Origin of the sequence: Sphingomonas mali NBRC 15500, from assembly GCF_001598415.1 — a bacterium.
Taxonomy (GTDB): Bacteria; Pseudomonadota; Alphaproteobacteria; order Sphingomonadales; family Sphingomonadaceae; genus Sphingomonas; species Sphingomonas mali.
The window spans coordinates 104,786-122,021 of record NZ_BCYX01000006.1 but is presented as its reverse complement, the minus strand read 5'-3'; the positions used below and the strand labels follow the sequence as shown (position 1 = coordinate 122,021).

The window sequence follows — 17,236 nt, the reverse complement described above, 5'->3', positions numbered from 1 at the left end:
GCGCAAACCTTCCGTCAACGATACTCGACGATGGCGTCGCGCCTCAGGTCGCGCAGGATCTTCTGCGCGCGCTTGTTCACGCGTTCCTGTTCCATCTGATACTGCAGATCGGCTGCGTTGGGCAGGTTGGGAGCCTTGGCGTCGTCGCGGCCACACAGCACCAGAACGCTGACGCCCTCGGACGGCGACCCGAACGGAGGCGTCGCTTGTCCGATCTGCATGCTCAGGACCATCTGCTGCAATGCCTGCGGCAGATCGCGGACCGTCAATGAATCGTTGTCGACGATTTCGGCGCCCATTGCCGACGCTGCCTGGTTCGCGGCGCCGCAGCCGTTGATCGCCTGGGTCGCCTTGGCGAAGTCGGCGGCGCGGCTTTGCGCCTGCTCTTGCGTCGTCCCGGCAGGGAAAGAGATCTTGATCTGTTTCAGGCTCAGCTTGGCCGCGAGCGGGTCGAGCCCGAGTACCTGGCGCTTTTCGGCGAGAAACAGGATGTCATATCCGCCCGGGAGTTCGATCGGCCCGGCCAGCTGTCCAGGCTGCATCTGCCCCACCGCGGTCGCGATTTCGCTTGGCAACATCGAGGCGCGGACCCAGCCGTCGTCGCCGCCGCTCGGACCGGTCGTCGCTTCGGACTGCGTCTGGGCGAAGTACCGGAACGTCTGCTTTCCGTCCTTCATATCCTGCATCATCGCCTGCATCGAGGCGACGACGGCTTGCGGGTTAGTCCCGGCGCTCTTGTAGATTTCGTAGAGGTGATATTCCTCCGTACCCTTGTCCTTGCTCATGCGGTCGAGGATCGACTGCACTTCCTCGTCGCTGACGTTCACCCGCGGTTCGACCGTGCGACGAAGGTAGCGCTGCCAGGCGAGCTCACCTTCGATCTGTTTGCGCACCGAACGATCCGAAGAGCCGATCGAGCGCAGATAAGCCCCAAATTTCTCCGGCGGCTGATTGAAGTTCTTGGCGACACGCCCAAGCGCCTGATCGATCTCCGCGGGGGTGACCGTGATGTCGTTGGTCTTCGCTTCCTGGATCTGCAGCACTTCGTCGATCAGGCCGCGCAGGACCATCAGGCGTAGCTGGTCGCGCTCCTGGTCGTTGAGCTGATACTGATTGGCGGCGATGATCAACGCCATCCGCTGGTCGACATCGGTGCCGGTGATCACCACGCCGTTGACGATCGCGGTCGGCTTGCGAACGTTGGGATCCAGCTTGCCGAAGATCTGGAGGTTCTCCGGAATATCCAGGCCGGTCTGCGGCACGCCGTTATCGGGAACGGTCTGGGCGATCGCCACGCCGCTCGCCGCGATCATCGCGCCGGCACCAAGCGCAAGCGCGATGCGCGCCGAAGTCGAGAAAATTTTCACCTAAAAGAAACCCCATGAACAAGCGGGCGTACCCGATAAACCGTTTACGCCTGCTCGATTTCGCATGAACCCATGCTTAGCGACCCAAATTCTTGAACGCCAGCGTCAACAGGAAGCTGTTGCCAGCCTTGGCGTCGCCGGTATTTTGATAGTCGCGACGCCAGGTGAGGCCGAGGCGGAGGCAATCGTCCTCATATTGCACCCCTAGCCGATGACGGATCGGGTCGAAGCCGTCGGCGTTCAGTAGCTGCGGGTCCTCGTTCTTGTCGGTCAGGTCGATCGTCGCCGATCCGAAAATCGACCAGAACCGCGCGAACCCCACGCGCCCGCCGACACGAAGCTCCTCGCTATCGCGCAAATCCTCGAGCGTCGGGCTGATGTTGCGGTTGAGGCGGAGGTACCCGAGCAGCAAATAGGTGCGCTTATTGCCCACCGTGGCGTCGACCTCGTTGCGGCGGATCGCGAAATTGTCCTTGTCCAGTCGGTAGCGGTGGACGATCGACACGAAGTCGCGAATACGAACTTCGGTGCGTCCGACGATATCCGACCAGCGATCGGTGAGGCCGGTGCCATCCGGAAAGATGGTCGGCTGGCTCGACAGGCGATAGCTCTGGCCGATCGTTGCGCTGATCGCGATCCCCGGCAGGTCGAGCGAATAGTCGACACCATAGGTGAAACGCGTCGAATCCTCCCAGCGGTCGTAGCCGGGGAAACGATTGAGCGCGAAGAGGTTGGAATCCTCTAGGTCGACCGCACGGGCATCTTCGTTGGGAACGAGCAGGTTGGCGGTGGGCGGCGAGGCGACGACCTGAAAACGCGGCGTCACCCGCTGCGTGCCGCCCATGAATTCGCCAACCAGCGGCCATTTCACGTCGAGCGCCAGCGCCGCGATCCCGCGCGTGTGGAAGCCGCTTGCGCCACGATAACTGATCACCGAGGTCGCGACCGTATTGCTGGCGTTGTAAGCGTCGCCGCGCAGATAGGCGGTCAGCGTCACTTCCTGGCCCCACGGGGTGATCCGGCGCAAATCCCATTGCGCGCTGACAAAGGCACGCTGGGTATCCTGGCCGGCCGTCCGCGCGATGCTCAGCGTATTGACCTGCAGGTTGATGCGCCCGCCCAGGACGTCGTCGATCCGTCGGCGATAGTCGAATTCGGGCAGGGCAATAGGCTGCAGCCCCTGCCGGTCGGTCACGATGTTCTGCCCACTTTGCGTGGTTGACAGCCGGAGGGTCTGCACCGCCCAGCCATTGATCGCGAAATAGCTATTGGCGTCGATTCGTTCGACGCTGAAGGTCGAGCGCAGCCGGTCGTCGTTGGAGATTTCGTAGCGTCGCAGGAAGGTTCGGTCGGTGGTCAGACGAAGCGACCCCGACACAGACCAGTTGGGATCGAGCTGGTACCGCGCAACGCCGTCCAAATATCCGCGGAAAGCGCTCTGGGTCGTTATCGGGGCCGACGATGTCGCGAGCAGATCGCTCTGCGGCGACACCGTGGCGTAACCGGTGATCTTGAATGCGCCCTTGGTCGACAATTGCTCGTATTCGGCCTGGATCATCGGCGCAACGCTGGTGAACAGGCGCGGTGTGATGGTCAGGCCCTTATTGTCGGCCAGCCGGAAATAATAAGGGACGCCGACCTCGAAGCCGTTGGTGCGGCTGTAGCGGATGTCCGGGCTGAGAATGCCGCTTTGCGCACCGTTCCCGACCGGAGTCGACAATTTGGGTAGCGGGACGGTGGCGAAGCCGAACAGATTGAAGCGCGCGCCGGTGAAATAGATGCGCTCGCGATCGGGACGATACACAACCTTGACCGCGGTGACTTTCCACGACGGTTCCTTGGGACACCCACCGGAATCGGTCACCGAGCAGGGCGTATAGGCAGCCTGGCGCAAGGTGACGACGCCACTCTCGCTGCGTTCGCCCTTGACCGCGGCCAGCCGCCCGCCCTGCTCGAGCACGACGAGCATATTGTCGACGACGCCGTCCTTGAGCGAATCGGTCAGGTCGATCTTGTCGCCATAGGCGGTGTCGCCCTGGGGGTTGGTGACCGCGATGTTGCCGATCGCCGTCACTTTGCCCGTCTTGCGATCCCAAACTACCTTGTCGGCGCGCAATTTGTCGCCCGTGCGGTACATGCGGACATCGCCGGTCGCCGTCACGATCTCCGTGTCGGTATCGTATTGCAGCGTGGTGGCCGAGAATTGCACCTGATCGGGATCGGTCGATGCCGGCGTTTCGGGCGGCGGTGGCAGCTCGACCGGGCGGTCCTGAAGATCCTGCGCGCAAGCCGGATTAGCGGCCGCAAGCGCGAGAAGAATCGCCGAGCCGGCCAGACATGCGGAACGCGTGACGATCACCAAACACCCTTTTTCCGGCGACGGTCCCTGACGCGCCGGGCCGCCGGTATCGCATCCATGCCGCCGATCCGCAATCGCCGGCGCCCGCCTTTGCAGCGAGCGCAATAGCGGCCTAGAGAAGCGCGTCCAGCACGCATTTCGTGTTTTTGATTGAGGTTGCATTCCATGAAGATCGAGTTCGCTGCCACGCTGCCTGTCGCTGATGCACTGGTTATTCCCGTGCAAAAGAACGGGATCGACACAGCGATTGGCGGTCGTGCCGGTCAAGAAATACTGGCCGCCGCGGCCGCGGCTGCGCGCTTCGAAGGCGAAGCGGGAGCGATTGCCGAAGCGTTTGTCGGTGGTGCTGGCGCGGTGAGCCGTATCCTGTTGCTCGGGATCGGCGACGGCAACGAGATGGATTGGGAGCGCGCGGGCGGCGCCGTCACCGCGCGGTTGCTGACCAATGCAATCAGCGCGGCGATCGATCTCGGTGCGGTCGCGCCGAGCCCGGCCGCGGTCGGACGGTTCGCCGGCGCCCTCGCGCAACGCGCCTGGCGGATCGATACCTATCGCACCAAGCTGCCCGAAAAGCAGAAGCCGACCTTCGCCGAGGCGACGATCGTCGGCGCCCCCGATGGCGCCAAGGCGGCGTGGGACCATGCTTTCGCCGTAACCGGCGGCCTCGATTTGACGCGCAGCTTGGTCGCCGAGCCGCCCAACGTCGTCTATCCGGAAACCTTCGTCGAGCGCGTACTGGCAAGCGTCGAGGGGCTGGGCCTCGAGGTCACCGTGCTTGGCCCCTACCAAATGGCCGAGCTCGGCATGGGCGCGCTCCTGGGAGTCGCGCAAGGGTCGGCCAGGGAAGGGCGCCTGCTGGCACTCAAATGGAGCGGCAAGGGCGCGGGCGATCCCGATCTCGCGCTGGTCGGCAAGGGCGTGACCTTCGACACCGGCGGCATCTCGCTCAAGCCCGGACCCGGCATGGAAGACATGAAGTGGGACATGGGCGGTGCGGGCGCGGTCGTCGGCGCGATGAAGGCGCTGGCGACGCGCAAGGCCAAGGCCAACGTTATCGGTGTGTGCGGGCTGGTCGAGAACATGCCCGACGGCAACGCGATCCGGCCCGGCGACATCCTGACCTCGATGTCCGGACAGACGATCGAAGTGCTCAACACCGACGCCGAAGGACGGTTGGTGCTGTGCGATTGCGTCACCTGGGTGCAGCGCAAGCATCATCCCAAGGCGATCGTCGATCTCGCCACCTTGACCGGGGCGATGATCATCAGCCTGGGCAACGAACATGGCGGCGTCTTTGCCAATGACGATGTGCTCGCCGAGCAACTGCTTGCCGCTGGCCGTGCCTCGGGCGACCTGTTGTGGCGCTTCCCGATGAGCGACGCGTACAACAAGCTGATCGATTCGCCGATCGCGGACATGAAGAATGTCGGCCCGCGCGGCGCCGGATCGATCACCGCCGCGCAGTTCATCGGCCGCTTCGTCGAGAACGGCGTCAAATGGGCGCATCTCGACATTGCCGGCATGGTCTGGGCCGACAAAGCGGGGAATACCTACGATAAGGGTGCGACCGGCTATGGCGTGCGCTTGCTCGACCGCTTCGTCGCCGACAATTACGAGAAGTAATATTTCCCCTCCCGCTTGCGGGAGGGGTTAGGGGAGGGCGTGTTGGGAAATGGGTGACAGGCCCTCCCCCAGCCCCTTCCGCGAGCGGGAGGGGAGCGTTTCTTTGCAAGTCGATTTCTACCACCTCACCGTCACCCCGCTCGACCGCGCCTTGCCCAGCATCGCGCAACGCGTAGTAGCAAGCGGGGGGCGGTTGCTCGTGGTCAGTGACGACGCAGCGCAGCGGACGGCGATCGACCGCCTGCTGTGGACGTTCGCGCCCGACAGCTTCCTGCCGCACGGCCAGGCGGGGAGCGAGAACGACGCCGGTCAGCCGGTATTGATCAGCGAGGCGCCCGTTCCCGCCAATGCGGCGCGCAACATCGCGCTGATCGACGGGCGATGGCGCGACGAAGCGCTCGATTTCGACCGTGCGTTTCACTTCTTCGACGGCGAGCGCATCGTGGAAGCGCGCGAGGCGTGGAAATCGCTTGGCACACGGGATGGCGTCGAGCGCAATTACTGGAAACAGGATGACAATGGGCGCTGGTCGAAAGCGGCCTGAGCTCGACTCCAGTTCGAACGCGCGGGTTGCATCCCGGGCGCTCCCCGCCTAGGGAGCCGCCAGTTTTCCACAGCCCCAGCAATAGAGGAGCGAGCGACCGCCATGGCCGCCAACCGCACGTTTTCGATCATCAAGCCCGATGCCACCCGCCGCAACATCACCGGTGCGGTCACGAAGATGCTGGAGGAAGCGGGTCTCCGCGTCGTCGCATCGAAGCGCATCCACATGACCCGCGAGCAGGCCGAAGGCTTCTATGCGGTCCACAAGGAGCGTCCGTTCTTCGGCGATCTGGTAGATTTCATGATCTCGGGTCCGGTGGTCGTTCAGGTGCTCGAAGGCGAGAACGCCGTGCAGCGCAACCGCGACATCATGGGCGCGACCAATCCTGAGAACGCCGCGCCGGGCACGATCCGCAAGGAACTGGCCGAATCGATCGAGGCCAACACGGTTCATGGATCGGATTCGGACGAGAATGCCGCGATCGAGATCGCGTTCTTCTTCACCCCCGAAGAAATTGTCGGCTGACACCGGCTGGCGACTGAAGCGAGCGACCGCGGCGGACGCCGCGGCGCTGTCGCTCGTCGCCTCGGCCTGCTTCCTGGAGACGTTTGCCGGGCTCCTCGAGGGGCCCGACATCGTCGCACATTGCGCGAAGGCCAATCACCAGGACGCGTTTCGCGATTGGGCCGAGGCCGCGGATAGCCGCGTCGTCGTCGCCGAGATCGCCAGTGGCGGCGCTCCGATCGGTTATTCGGTGCTGACCACGCCTGATTTGCCTGCGATCAATATTCATCCCGACGATATCGAGCTTCGCCGGATCTATACGCTGTCGCGTACGCACGGCACCGGGCTCGGCACTGCGCTGATGGCGCAGGCGTTGCTTGATGCTCGTGCGTTGGGCCGCCAGCGCGTGTTGCTCGGCGTCTATGCGGGCAACGAGCGCGCCCGCGCATTCTACGAGAAGCAGGGTTTCGAGAAAGTCAGTGAACGGCAATATCAGGTCGGCGCTACGTCGTGCGACGATATGATCTACGCGCTGCAGCTATGATTTGGTGATGCCGGATCGGGGTGTCGGCGGTCACTATTCCGCCGGTTTTTCCCTCGCCCATAGGGAATCGAGCCGTGCCGGGCTCCCGCCGCGTTCCGCCAGGCTGGCGCCTTCGAGTTCGAGCTTCCGTCCGCCAAACAGCCGTCCGGACGTCTTCCATCGTACCTGATAGATCGCCCGGTCCGTCTTTTTGGTATCGCCATCCCACCAGGTCGCGGTGATCAACACGGGCAGGCGGCCCTGACGATCGTCCGCGCCCTTGTCGGTGACCTTGAGCAACGGGCGTTCGAACCATCGTGCATCGATCTGCGGATTGGATAGTCCGGTCTGCGCATCGGCGCCCAAGGCTGGCGGGAAAGCGACATCGATCTCCTGGATGCGGTGATCAGGGTCGTTGAGCGTCAGCACGGTGTTGCCGCTGCGCGACGCAGTGAAGGCGACGAGCGACTTCTCGTTGCTCTCGGTCGCACGTTCGGCTTCATCGGCCTTGCGATCGGACCAGCTCATCCACAAGCCGCCCGCCGATACCAGCAAGGCGGCGATGCCCACCCATTCGGCCAGCGAAATCCAGCGTCGCCGGATCGCGGCCTTTTCGGCGCGTTCGGCCGGAGTCTCGACTTGGGAGGGCGCGGGCGTGGGCGGGGAAGGCTGGTCGCTCATGTCGGACTCACTCATCGTCCACCGGCCTCCAGCAACCGGCGCGGAGCGACCATTTCCCAGCTCATCGCGATCCTGTCCTCGACGCGTTGCCAATCGGTTGCGTCGCCGTTCAATTCCATCCCGACCCAGCCCGACGGACCGAGATAGGGCGGTACGTGATAGAAATCGGGGTCCATCTCGACGAGCATCGCCTGTTCCTCGCGCCCGCTGGTCTTGACCAGGACGGCGGTGTGCCCGTCGCCGTGATGGTTGTGCCAGAAATAGGCGTAGACCTTGCCCTTCTCGATAAAAAAGGCCGGCGATCCGTGCGACAGCTTTTCGGCTGCTTCTGGGAAAGTCATGCAGATCGCGCGGATCCGCTTCAGGTCGACGTCGGGATCGGGACTCATCGCGCGGCGAAATCTGCCAGAACCTGCGGATAAAGGCGATGCTCTTCCGCCAGGACGCGTTCGGCCAGCGTGTCGGCATCGTCATCGGGCAGGATCGGCACGCGCGCTTGTCCCAGCACGTCGCCGGCGTCGAGTTCCTCGGTCACGATATGCACCGAGCATCCCGCTTCTTCGTCGCCTGCCGCGATGGCGCGCGCATGCGTGTCGAGGCCCTTATATTTGGGCAGCAGCGATGGATGGATGTTGATGATGCGTCCGCGCCATTCGGCGACGAACTCGTCCGACAGCAGCCGCATATAGCCGGCGAGCGCGACGATCTCGGCGCCCGCCTCGCGGAGCGCCGCGGAAATCGCCGCTTCATAGGCAAGCTTGCCGATACCCTTGGGCGACAGCGCGAAGGTCGGGATGCCATGTTCGCGTGCCCAGATAAGGCCCGGCGCTTCGGGCTTGTCCGATGCGACCACCACGACTTCATAAGCATCGCCCGCATGCTCGACGATCGACATCATGTTCGAGCCTCGGCCGGAGATTAGAATGCCGACTTTTTTCATTGATTCCCCTCCCGTTTACGGGAGGGGTTAGGGGAGGGCGTGTCCATCACAGGCAACTCGTTCAGCCGATCGAAAAAGTCCAACAGACCCTCCCCCGACCCCTCCCGCAAGCGGGAGGGGAGAAGAGGTTCAGGCGTTATGTGTCGCCGTCCAATTGGTGCGGGCGCTCCAGGTGCCGGCCGAGCCGGTCACGGTGCAACCGCGCTGGCCGGCCTCGATCGTTCCGATCGTCAGCGCGGTCTCGCCCGCCGCCGTCAGGTCGGTCGCCACGGCTTCGGCCTCGCCAGCAGCAACCACGACCGCCATGCCGACTCCGCAGTTGAAGGTGCGCGCCATTTCCTCTGGTTCGATCGCGCCTTGCGCCTGCAGGAATGCCATCAGCCGCGGCTGTTCCCAGCCATCGGCATCGATCCGGGCATGCACGCCATCGGGCAGCACGCGCGGGATATTTTCGAGCAGGCCGCCCCCGGTGATATGCGCCAATCCCTTGATCCGGCCTTCGGCAATAAGCGGCAGCAGGCTCTTCACATAGATTCGCGTGGGCGCCATTAGAGCGTCGATCAGCAGCGTATTGGCATCGAACAGAGCGGGGCGGTCCAGCTTCCAGCCCCGGTCGGCCGCCAGTCGCCTGACCAGTGAATAGCCGTTGGAATGCACACCCGACGAAGCGAGCCCGAGGATCACGTCCCCGGACGCAATATCCTTCCCGGTCAGCACGCGGTCGCGCTCGACCGCGCCGACGCAGAAGCCGGCGAGGTCGTAATCGCCCTCGGCGTACATGCCGGGCATTTCAGCGGTCTCACCGCCGATCAGCGCGCAGCCGGCGATGCGGCAGCCTTCGGCAATGCCCGCCACCACGCGCTCGGCAATCGCGTTGTCGAGCTTTCCGGTCGCATAATAATCGAGGAAGAACAGCGGCTCGGCGCCCTGCACGATCAAGTCGTTGGCGCACATCGCGACCAGATCGATGCCGACGCCGTCATGGTGTCCGCTGTCGATCGCCAGTTTCAGCTTGGTGCCGACCCCGTCATTTGCAGCGACGAGGAGCGGATCCTTGAACCCGGCGGCCCGGAGGTCGAAGAACCCGCCAAATCCGCCGAGATCGGCATCGGCACCCGGCCGGCGCGTCGCCTTGGCCAAGGGCCCTATTGCACGGACCAGCGCGTTTCCGGCCTCGATGGACACGCCTGCCTGGGCGTAAGTGTAGGGCTCATTCTCGCTCATGTGCACGCGACTAGGGCGTATATTCACCCCTGACAACGCCCTGGATTGCGCTGGGAGGCGTGCTGGCTAGGAACGCAGTGCAGTCGCGTAGCTGATAGCTACGCGCAAGCAAGCGACGACGCCGGCGCGCCTCCCAGCGCAACCGCGAAGCGGCGGGCGGATTTTGACGCAGCGCGGCGTCGCTCGTCGGTTACGATGCATAATGCATCGCTCCCTCCTCGCTTCTAGCCCTACGCCAAAATCCGCTCCGTCCCGGGCGTTGTCAGGGGTGAATATACGCCCAAACGACAACACGCTTGGATTTCCACGTCTGCTTCGCCAAAAGGGCGCCGACATGCGCCGCAGCCGTTTCTTCCACGCCTCCGCCTTAGCCGCGGCCCTTGCTCTTGCCGGGGCCGCCGGGATGGTCGCCGCACAAGACGGTGGCGGCGACAAGATCGATATGAACGAGCCGATCGACGCGTCCGGCAGCTATCAGGTCGACAATGTCGAGGTCGATGTTGACGGCCCCGATGCCGAATCCGCACGGATCGCCGGGTGGAGACTTGCCCAGCGCAAGGCCTATCAGATGTTGTCGTCGAAATTCGGCGGCGGCGGCGGTGTGCCCGCGGATAGCGTGCTCGATTCGATGGTGACCGGCATCGTCATCCAGAACGAGCAGATCGGTCCAAATCGCTACATCGCCAAACTGGGCGTGCTGTTCAGCCGCGCGCGGCTGGGCGGATTGATGGGTGCGGTCGGCGACATTTCGCGATCCGCGCCGATGTTGCTGATCCCGGTCCAATGGTCCGGCGGCAGCGCGGTCGCCTTCGAGCAGAAAACAGCCTGGGCGGACGCCTGGCAGCGGTTCCGGGCCGGCGACAGCTCGGTCGATTATGTCCGCCCAACCGGCGTGGGCGCCGATTCGCTGTTGGCCAATGAAGGCCAGGCGGGCCGGCGCGATCGCGGTTGGTGGCGCAGCGTGCTCGACCAATATGCCGCCGCCGATGTCCTGGTGCCCTCGGTCACGCTCTATCGCCAATGGCCGGGCGGCCCGGTCGTCGGCGTGTTCGAGGCGCGGCATGGTCCCGACAACGACTTGCTGGCGCGATTCGCCCTGCGCGTCGATAGCGAAGCCGGCGTGCCGGCGCTGCTCGATGCCGGCGTGAAGCGGATCGACACGATCTATCAGGACGGCCTGCGCAACGGCGCGCTCGGCGTAGACCCCAGCCTGGCCTATATCCCGCCGCCCCAGGCCACCCCGACGGCGACCCCGACGCCAACCGACACGCCGACGGGCGAGGCGACGACCGCCGACGCGACGACGGCGATCGCTGGAGGCGCTGCCGTTACCGTCCAGTTCGATACGCCGAGCGCCGCATCGGTCTCGGCGATCGAGGGCGCGGTCCGCGGTGTGCCGGGCGTCAGCGGCGCCAACACCACCAGCATGGCGATCGGCGGCGTGTCGGTGATGCGGCTCAATTACAGCGGCGATCCCGCGGCTTTGGCCTCCGCGCTTGAAGCACGCGGCTTCCAGGTCGGCCGCAGCGGCGCGACGCTCAGGATCCGGCGGCCGTCCTTGCCGCCGCCGTCGGTCCCGTCGGACGACCGACCCACCGGATGAGCCAGCAATTCGGCCTGCCGCTGGCTTGGCCGCCCGGACCGGGCGATGACGAGTTCCTGGTCACGCCGTCCAATGCGCACGCCTTCCATCAGCTCGAACATTGGGGAACCTGGCCGGTGATGACCGCCTTGCTGGTCGGTCCGCGCAAATCCGGGCGCAGCCTGCTCGCCCGCGTATTCGCCAGCCGTAGCGGCGGCAGGATCGTCGACGACGCCGATCTCCGACCCGAAAAGGAATTGTTCCACGCCTGGAATGACGCCCAGGCCGCGCGCCGTCCACAATTGTTCGTCGCCAATGCGGCGCCACCGACGTGGAAAGTCGGCATCGCCGATCTGCGCTCGCGCCTTGCCGCCAGCCCGATTGCGGAGATCGGCCCGCCTGACGACGCGCTGATGCAGGCGCTGCTCGAACGCCAGTTCCTGCGTCGCGGGCTCGATGCGCGGCCGGACCTGATTCAGTGGCTGATCGCACGGCTCGAACGGAGCTTCATTGCGGTGGAGCGTGTCGTCGACGTGCTCGATCAGGAAGTGCTCGAACGTCGCAAGCGCTTGTCGATCCCGCTCGCAAGGGCCACACTGGCCGAGGCGGGAATCATCTCGCGGTCGTCCGCAGCCACGCACGAGGACACATGACTCGCCCTGCCCATATCGCGCGCCTCGCCAATGACGACGATCCGTTCGAAAGCGGGGAGAGCGGCGAACGCTATTTCAACCGCGAGCTGTCGTGGCTCGCGTTCAACCGGCGGGTGCTCGAAGAAGCGTGCAACACTGCGCATCCGCTGCTCGAACGCGTCCGGTTCCTGTCGATCTCGGGCTCGAACCTCGACGAGTTCTTCATGGTCCGCGTCGCCGGGCTGATGGGCCAGCAGAAGCAGGAGGTCGAGCGCCGCTCGCCCGATGGGCTGACCACGCGCGAGCAACTCGCCGCGATCGTCGCCGGAGCCGACACGCTGGTCGAGGATCAGCGCAACGTCTGGCGTGATCTGCGTCACCAGCTGGCCGAGGCCGGCATCCACGTGCTCGGCTCGCGCCAGATCGACGAGGCGGTTACGGCGGAAGAGGCAGTCTGGCTCGAAAACCATTTCCGCGAACAGATTTTCCCGATCCTGACGCCGCAGGCGCTCGACCCTGCGCATCCGTTTCCGTTCATGCCGAACAAGGGGTTGGCGGTGATCTTCGACCTGACGCGCGCGTCGGACGGCGAAATGATTCGCGAACTGGTCATGCTGCCCGCGGCGATGGCGCGGTTCGTCCGGCTGCCCGGTGAGCCGGCGCGCTACGTCGCGGTCGAATCGCTGGTGAAGCGCTTCTCGACACTGATCTTCCCCGGTTACGCGGTGAACGGCGCCGCCGAATTCCGCGTGCTGCGCGACAGCGATATCGAGATCGAGGAAGAGGCGGAGGATCTGGTCCGCTACTTCGCCAATGCGATCAAGCGGCGGAGGCGCGGCCGGGTGATCCGGCTCGAGCTCGAATCGGGCATGCCCGAAGCGCTGGGGGTGGTGCTGCGCGAGGAACTGGCGGGCGGCGATGCGTTCGTCACCGAAAGCGGGGCGTTCCTGGGCGTCCACGACCTCGAAGCGATCATCGATGAGAACCGGCCCGATCTGAAGTTCGTGCCGTTCAGCCCGCGCTTTCCCGAACGCATCCGCGAATTCGGCGGCGATTGCTTCGCGGCGATCAAGGCCAAGGATATCGTCGTCCATCACCCGTACGAGACGTTCGAGGTGGTGATCGAATTCCTCAAGCAAGCGGCGGCCGATCCCGACGTCGTCGCGATCAAGCAGACGCTCTATCGCGCCGGCAAGCAGTCGGCGGTGATCAACGCGCTGATCGCGGCAGCCGAATCGGGCAAGTCGGTTACGGCCGTGGTCGAGCTGAAGGCGCGATTCGACGAAGAGCAGAATCTGCTCTGGGCTTCCGCGCTCGAGCGCGCCGGGGTCCAGGTCGTCTATGGCTTCTTCGACTGGAAGACCCATGCCAAGGTCTCGATGGTGGTCCGGCGCGAGGGCGGCGAATATCGCACCTACTGCCATTTCGGGACGGGCAATTATCACCCGGTCACCGCGCGCATCTATACCGATCTCAGCTTCTTCACCGCCGATCGGGAGCTCGGCCGGGACGCTGCGCAGATCTTCAACTACGTGACCGGCTATGTCGAACCGGTGCTGAGCCAGGTCGGCATTTCGCCGCGCGACATGCGCACGCGCCTGACCGCGCTGATCGATGCCGAGATCGCCCATGCCAATGAAGGCCGGCCCGGCGCGATCTGGGCCAAGATGAACTCGGTGGTCGACCCCGCGATCATCGAGAAATTATACGAAGCGTCGAACGCCGGGGTGGAAATCGACCTGATCATCCGCGGCATCTGCTGCCTCAGGCCGGGCGTGCCGGGCATGTCGGAGAATATCCGGGTCAAGTCGGTGATCGGGCGATTCCTCGAGCACAGCCGGATCTGGTGCTTCGGCAACGGCAAGGCGCTGCCCAATGACGGCGCCAAGATCTTCATCTCGTCGGCCGACTGGATGCCGCGCAATTTCGACCGCCGGGTCGAATATATGCTGCCGATCCTCAATCCCACCGTGCACGACCAGATCCTCGATCAGGTGATGGTCGCGAACCTGATCGACACCGAGCAGAGCTGGGTTCTGCACGCCGATGGCACCTATGACCGAATCGAACCAGGCCCGCGGCCGTTCAACCTGCATCGCTATTTCATGACCAACCCGTCCCTGTCGGGGCGGGGCGCCGCGCTCGAGGGTGGGGCGGTCCCGAAACTCTCGCTGACGCGACGGCGTTAGCGACGCGATGGCAACCCTTCTTTTCCGCAAACCCAAGGCCGAGCCGGTGGCGGGACAGCCTCGCACGGGCATCATCGACATCGGATCGAACTCGATCCGCCTGGTCGTCTATCAGGGGCCGCCGCGGCTCCCCGCGCCATTGTTCAATGAAAAGGTCATGGCGGGGCTGGGGCGGGGCCTTGGCGAAACCGGCCAATTGGCACCCGCCGCGCTGGAACTGGCGATCGAGGCACTCGAACGATTCGCGGCGCTAGCTCGCGAAATGGACGTCGAAAGTCTGCGGACGGTAGCCACCGCCGCCGTGCGCGATGCCGCCAACGGACACGTGCTGCTCGACGCCGCCGCGCGGATCGGGCTGCCGGTCGAATTGCTGTCGGGCGAACAGGAAGCCAATGCCGCCGGTATGGGCGTGCTCTCCGCCATTCCCGATGCCGATGGCATCGTCGGCGATCTTGGCGGCGGCAGTCTGGAACTCGTCCGCATCAAGAAGGGCGAGGTCCGGGATCGGGTATCGTTCCCGCTCGGCGTTCTGCGCATCGCGGCGCTGCGGGCCAAGGGCAAGGGCACGATCGACCGTCGCGTCGCCAAGCTGGTGGATCAGGCCGGTTGGTCGGGCAAGGGCAAGGGCCTGCCGCTCTATCTGGTCGGCGGGTCGTGGCGCAGCCTCGCGCGGCTCGACATGAACCTGCGGCGGTATCCGTTGCCCGTCATCCAGCAATATTCGATGTCGCCCGCCACGATCGGTCGGCTGGTGCGCAGCGTCAGTCACAGCGGCAAGGGGACGCTGAAAGCCGTCCCGGGAATATCGTCGCAGCGCGCGCCGATGCTGAACGACGCGGCGGCGCTGCTTGCCGCGCTGCTTCGCCACCTCAAGAGCGATCGCACCGTCGTTTCCAGCTTCGGGTTGCGCGAAGGATTGCTTTACGAAGCGCTCGATGCCGAAACGCGCCTGCAGGATCCGCTGATCGTCGCCACGCGCGAGGAGGGGAGGCGGCTCGGCCGTTTCCCCGAACATGGCGATTTGCTCGATCGCTGGATCTCGCCGTTGTTCCAGGACGCGCCGGCGATGGAGCGGTTGCGCCGCGCCGCCTGCTTGCTTGCCGATGTCGGCTGGCACGCCAATCCCGAATTCCGTGCCGAACGCGGCGTCGAGATCGCGCTGCACGGTAATTGGGTCGCGGTGGACGCGCGCGGCCGAGCGCTGATCGCTCAGGCGCTATGGACCTCACTGGGCGGAGGCGCCGGCACGCCCGAACCGCTCAACGTGCTGGCGCCGGCGCCGGACCTCAGGCGCGCCGCGCAATGGGGTTTGGCAATACGCCTGGGACAACGACTGTCGGGCGGCGTCGCCGGACCGTTGGAGCGCTCGAAGCTGGGCGAGGACGGTTCGGCGCTAATGCTGCATTTGGTGGGCGCGGATATCGCGCTGTACGGCGAGGCGGTGCAGAAGCGCCATACGGCACTCGCTGCCATGTGCGACCGGACTCCGTTGCTCACGAGCTAATTCTCTCTCCCGTAAAAGGGAGAGTGCTAGCTCATCCGCAGGTGAAGCTCTTCACCCGGTTCTTCTCGTCGACATTCACGTTGAGGCGGCCGTTCAGATATTCCATCGTTACGACCTGACCCGGCCGCAATATACGCGCCACCGATGCGCCAGCACGCCGCTTCGCGCGATTGACCAGCGACGGCGTGGCATAGCGCCCGACCATATCGCCCAGACCCTTGGCCGAACATTCGCCGGTCGGCACGCCGGGCAGCGGCGCGACCGGTGCGCAGGCGGCCACGGCGAATGCGGTGAGGACAAAAGCGACGATCAGGGCCTTCTTCATTGCGCATCCTCCGTTCGGGTCATGCGAAGCTTGCCGTTCTTGACCGCGAACGCCAACCGCCCTTCGACCAGGTCGAGCGCGTCGCGGCCGAACTGATCGAAGCGCCAGCCCGTCAGGATCGACAGTCCGTCGCGCTGTCCAGCGGCCAGTGCTTCCAACTCTTCCGACCGCGCGAGCAGCCGCGACGCCACGTCGATATCGCGCGAGCGAATCTTGAGCAGCAGTTTGAGCAGATCGGCGACCAGCGATCCTTCCTTGCCGAGACCGGGTTTGCGGTCGTCGCGCGGTGGCATTTCGTCGTTGGTCATCGGTCTGGAGTCGTCGAGCGCCGCCATCAGTCGCGCACCGATGTCGTTCCCCGCCCAAGTCGCCGACAGACCGCGCACCCGAGCCAAATCGGCTTGCTTGCGCGGCGGATGACTGGCGAGGTCGGCGAGCGTTTCATCCTTGACGATGCGGCCGCGCGGCAGGTTCTTGCCTCGAGCTTCCATTTCGCGCCAGCGTGCCAGCGCCTTCAGCCGGCCCAGCACGTCGGGCTTGCGACCGGCGATGCGCACGCGCTTCCAGGCGAGATCGGGATCGTTGGCATAATTGGCCGGATCGGCCAGCCGCTCCATTTCCTGGTCGAGCCACGCGCCGCGCCCGGTCTTGCGCAGCTTGTCGAGCATCCTGGGGAATATCTCCGCGAGATGCGTCACGTCGGCGATCGCATAGACGATCTGCCGCTCCTCGAGCGGGCGGCGCCCCCAGTCAGTAAAGCGCGCTCCCTTGTCGACCTGAATCCCCAGCCAGCTGTCGACCAGGTTCGAATAACCGATCTGCTCGCCTTGCCCGAGCGCCATCGCCGCGATCTGCGTATCGAACAGCGGATGCGGCGTCTTAGCGGTCAGATTGTAGATGATCTCGATGTCCTGACCGCCGGCATGGAAGACCTTGAGCACATCCTCATTGTCGACCAGCAGGTCGAGCAAGGGCTTCAGGTCGATGCCGGGAGTCATCGGATCGATCGCCGCCGCCTCGTTCTCATCGGCGATCTGGATCAGGCAGAGTTCGGGCCAAAAGGTGCTTTCGCGCATGAACTCGGTGTCGACGCAGACGAAGTTCGATTGCGAGAGCCGCGCGCAGAGATTGGCGAGGGCGGCGTTATCCTCGATCAGGCCATGGATATGCATCTTGACCCCATAGCGAGGCGCGCGCGCTTGACAAAGGCCTGTGTGAAGGGAATGCGCCCGGCTTTCC

Annotated in this window: 16 protein-coding genes; 8 read left to right on the top strand and 8 right to left on the bottom strand. The window is 64.9% G+C overall.

From position 1 onward, the window contains the following. Nucleotides 1–14: 14 nt before the first annotated feature. Together SMA01S_RS07350 and SMA01S_RS07345 are read right to left on the bottom strand one after the other, a co-directional pair. Nucleotides 15–1,367, bottom strand: coding sequence for a peptidylprolyl isomerase (locus tag SMA01S_RS07350; protein ID WP_066819864.1), 1,353 nt, complete (start codon nt 1,365–1,367; stop codon nt 15–17). A 76-nt stretch (nt 1,368–1,443) separates the two neighbouring features. Next, complete coding sequence (locus SMA01S_RS07345) at nt 1,444–3,726, bottom strand: LPS-assembly protein LptD (protein ID WP_245649192.1); 2,283 nt, start codon at nt 3,724–3,726, stop codon at nt 1,444–1,446. Nucleotides 3,727–3,891: 165 nt separating this feature from the next. Between SMA01S_RS07345 and SMA01S_RS07340 the strand changes: the two genes are divergently transcribed. The 4 genes from SMA01S_RS07340 to SMA01S_RS07325 all read left to right on the top strand — a co-directional run bounded on the left by SMA01S_RS07340 (nt 3,892) and on the right by SMA01S_RS07325 (nt 6,941). Continuing rightward, on the top strand, nt 3,892–5,349 hold the full coding sequence (locus SMA01S_RS07340; protein WP_066819862.1) for a leucyl aminopeptidase: 1,458 nt from the start codon (nt 3,892–3,894) through the stop codon (nt 5,347–5,349). A gap of 103 nt (nt 5,350–5,452) precedes the next feature. After that, nucleotides 5,453–5,893 carry a DNA polymerase III subunit chi gene (locus SMA01S_RS07335; RefSeq protein ID WP_066819861.1) on the top strand — a complete coding sequence of 147 codons (441 nt, stop codon included), beginning with the start codon at nt 5,453–5,455 and terminating at the stop codon, nt 5,891–5,893. A gap of 102 nt (nt 5,894–5,995) precedes the next feature. Then, nucleotides 5,996–6,418 (top strand): nucleoside-diphosphate kinase, encoded by a 423-nt coding sequence (gene ndk / locus SMA01S_RS07330; RefSeq protein ID WP_066819859.1) that lies wholly within the window; start codon nt 5,996–5,998, stop codon nt 6,416–6,418. After that, complete coding sequence (locus SMA01S_RS07325; protein ID WP_245649191.1) at nt 6,408–6,941, top strand: GNAT family N-acetyltransferase; 534 nt, start codon at nt 6,408–6,410, stop codon at nt 6,939–6,941. The genes ndk and SMA01S_RS07325 overlap by 11 nt, the downstream gene beginning before the upstream one ends. A 33-nt stretch (nt 6,942–6,974) precedes the next feature. On the opposite strand, the gene SMA01S_RS07320 is transcribed toward SMA01S_RS07325, so the two are convergent. The 4 genes from SMA01S_RS07320 to purM all read right to left on the bottom strand — a co-directional run bounded on the left by SMA01S_RS07320 (nt 6,975) and on the right by purM (nt 9,765). Further along, entirely contained in the window at nt 6,975–7,616 is a 642-nt protein-coding gene (locus SMA01S_RS07320) for a hypothetical protein (protein ID WP_157093853.1), read from the bottom strand. Continuing rightward, nucleotides 7,613–7,990 (bottom strand): MmcQ/YjbR family DNA-binding protein, encoded by a 378-nt coding sequence (locus tag SMA01S_RS07315; protein WP_066819856.1) that lies wholly within the window; start codon nt 7,988–7,990, stop codon nt 7,613–7,615. The genes SMA01S_RS07320 and SMA01S_RS07315 overlap by 4 nt, the downstream gene beginning before the upstream one ends. Further along, a complete protein-coding gene (gene purN / locus SMA01S_RS07310; protein WP_066819854.1) occupies nt 7,987–8,541 on the bottom strand; it encodes a phosphoribosylglycinamide formyltransferase in 555 nt (184 codons plus the stop codon). Before purN ends, SMA01S_RS07315 begins: the two co-directional genes overlap by 4 nt. A gap of 129 nt (nt 8,542–8,670) precedes the next feature. After that, complete coding sequence (purM, locus tag SMA01S_RS07305; protein ID WP_066819852.1) at nt 8,671–9,765, bottom strand: phosphoribosylformylglycinamidine cyclo-ligase; 1,095 nt, start codon at nt 9,763–9,765, stop codon at nt 8,671–8,673. Nucleotides 9,766–10,099: 334 nt separating this feature from the next. Between purM and SMA01S_RS07300 the strand changes: the two genes are divergently transcribed. The 4 genes from SMA01S_RS07300 to SMA01S_RS07285 are packed head-to-tail and all read left to right on the top strand — an operon-like array spanning nt 10,100 to nt 15,672. Continuing rightward, entirely contained in the window at nt 10,100–11,368 is a 1,269-nt protein-coding gene (locus SMA01S_RS07300) for a hypothetical protein (protein ID WP_066819850.1), read from the top strand. Further along, nucleotides 11,365–12,000, top strand: coding sequence for an HdaA/DnaA family protein (locus SMA01S_RS07295; protein ID WP_066819848.1), 636 nt, complete (start codon nt 11,365–11,367; stop codon nt 11,998–12,000). The genes SMA01S_RS07300 and SMA01S_RS07295 overlap by 4 nt, the downstream gene beginning before the upstream one ends. Further along, nucleotides 11,997–14,168, top strand: a complete 2,172-nt coding sequence (locus SMA01S_RS07290) for an RNA degradosome polyphosphate kinase (RefSeq protein WP_066819846.1) — start codon at nt 11,997–11,999, stop codon at nt 14,166–14,168. Before SMA01S_RS07295 ends, SMA01S_RS07290 begins: the two co-directional genes overlap by 4 nt. Before the next feature lie 7 nt (nt 14,169–14,175). Beyond that, complete coding sequence (locus tag SMA01S_RS07285) at nt 14,176–15,672, top strand: Ppx/GppA family phosphatase (RefSeq protein ID WP_066819845.1); 1,497 nt, start codon at nt 14,176–14,178, stop codon at nt 15,670–15,672. 31 nt (nt 15,673–15,703) lie between these two features. On the opposite strand, the gene SMA01S_RS07280 is transcribed toward SMA01S_RS07285, so the two are convergent. Both SMA01S_RS07280 and rnd read right to left on the bottom strand, forming a co-directional pair. Beyond that, nucleotides 15,704–15,997: an I78 family peptidase inhibitor gene (locus tag SMA01S_RS07280; protein ID WP_066819843.1), complete on the bottom strand. Its 294-nt coding sequence runs from the start codon at nt 15,995–15,997 to the stop codon at nt 15,704–15,706. Continuing rightward, the gene (rnd, locus tag SMA01S_RS07275) at nt 15,994–17,169 is read right to left on the bottom strand and encodes a ribonuclease D (protein WP_066819841.1); all 1,176 of its coding nucleotides are present in this window, start codon (nt 17,167–17,169) and stop codon (nt 15,994–15,996) included. Before rnd ends, SMA01S_RS07280 begins: the two co-directional genes overlap by 4 nt. Nucleotides 17,170–17,236: the final 67 nt, after the last annotated feature.

What these genes read in the sequence shown, in the direction of transcription:
- SMA01S_RS07315 (WP_066819856.1), bottom strand. Translation starts at nt 7,990, where the DNA reads ATGAGTCCCGATCCCGACGTCGACCTGAAGCGGATCCGCGCGATCTGC.
- SMA01S_RS07285 (WP_066819845.1), top strand. Translation starts at nt 14,176, where the DNA reads ATGGCAACCCTTCTTTTCCGCAAACCCAAGGCCGAGCCGGTGGCGGGA.
- rnd (WP_066819841.1), bottom strand. Translation starts at nt 17,169, where the DNA reads ATGCATATCCATGGCCTGATCGAGGATAACGCCGCCCTCGCCAATCTC.
- SMA01S_RS07300 (WP_066819850.1), top strand. Translation starts at nt 10,100, where the DNA reads ATGCGCCGCAGCCGTTTCTTCCACGCCTCCGCCTTAGCCGCGGCCCTT.
- SMA01S_RS07295 (WP_066819848.1), top strand. Translation starts at nt 11,365, where the DNA reads ATGAGCCAGCAATTCGGCCTGCCGCTGGCTTGGCCGCCCGGACCGGGC.
- SMA01S_RS07320 (WP_157093853.1), bottom strand. Translation starts at nt 7,616, where the DNA reads ATGAGTGAGTCCGACATGAGCGACCAGCCTTCCCCGCCCACGCCCGCG.
- purM (WP_066819852.1), bottom strand. Translation starts at nt 9,765, where the DNA reads ATGAGCGAGAATGAGCCCTACACTTACGCCCAGGCAGGCGTGTCCATC.
- SMA01S_RS07280 (WP_066819843.1), bottom strand. Translation starts at nt 15,997, where the DNA reads ATGAAGAAGGCCCTGATCGTCGCTTTTGTCCTCACCGCATTCGCCGTG.
- SMA01S_RS07290 (WP_066819846.1), top strand. Translation starts at nt 11,997, where the DNA reads ATGACTCGCCCTGCCCATATCGCGCGCCTCGCCAATGACGACGATCCG.
- SMA01S_RS07340 (WP_066819862.1), top strand. Translation starts at nt 3,892, where the DNA reads ATGAAGATCGAGTTCGCTGCCACGCTGCCTGTCGCTGATGCACTGGTT.
- ndk (WP_066819859.1), top strand. Translation starts at nt 5,996, where the DNA reads ATGGCCGCCAACCGCACGTTTTCGATCATCAAGCCCGATGCCACCCGC.
- purN (WP_066819854.1), bottom strand. Translation starts at nt 8,541, where the DNA reads ATGAAAAAAGTCGGCATTCTAATCTCCGGCCGAGGCTCGAACATGATG.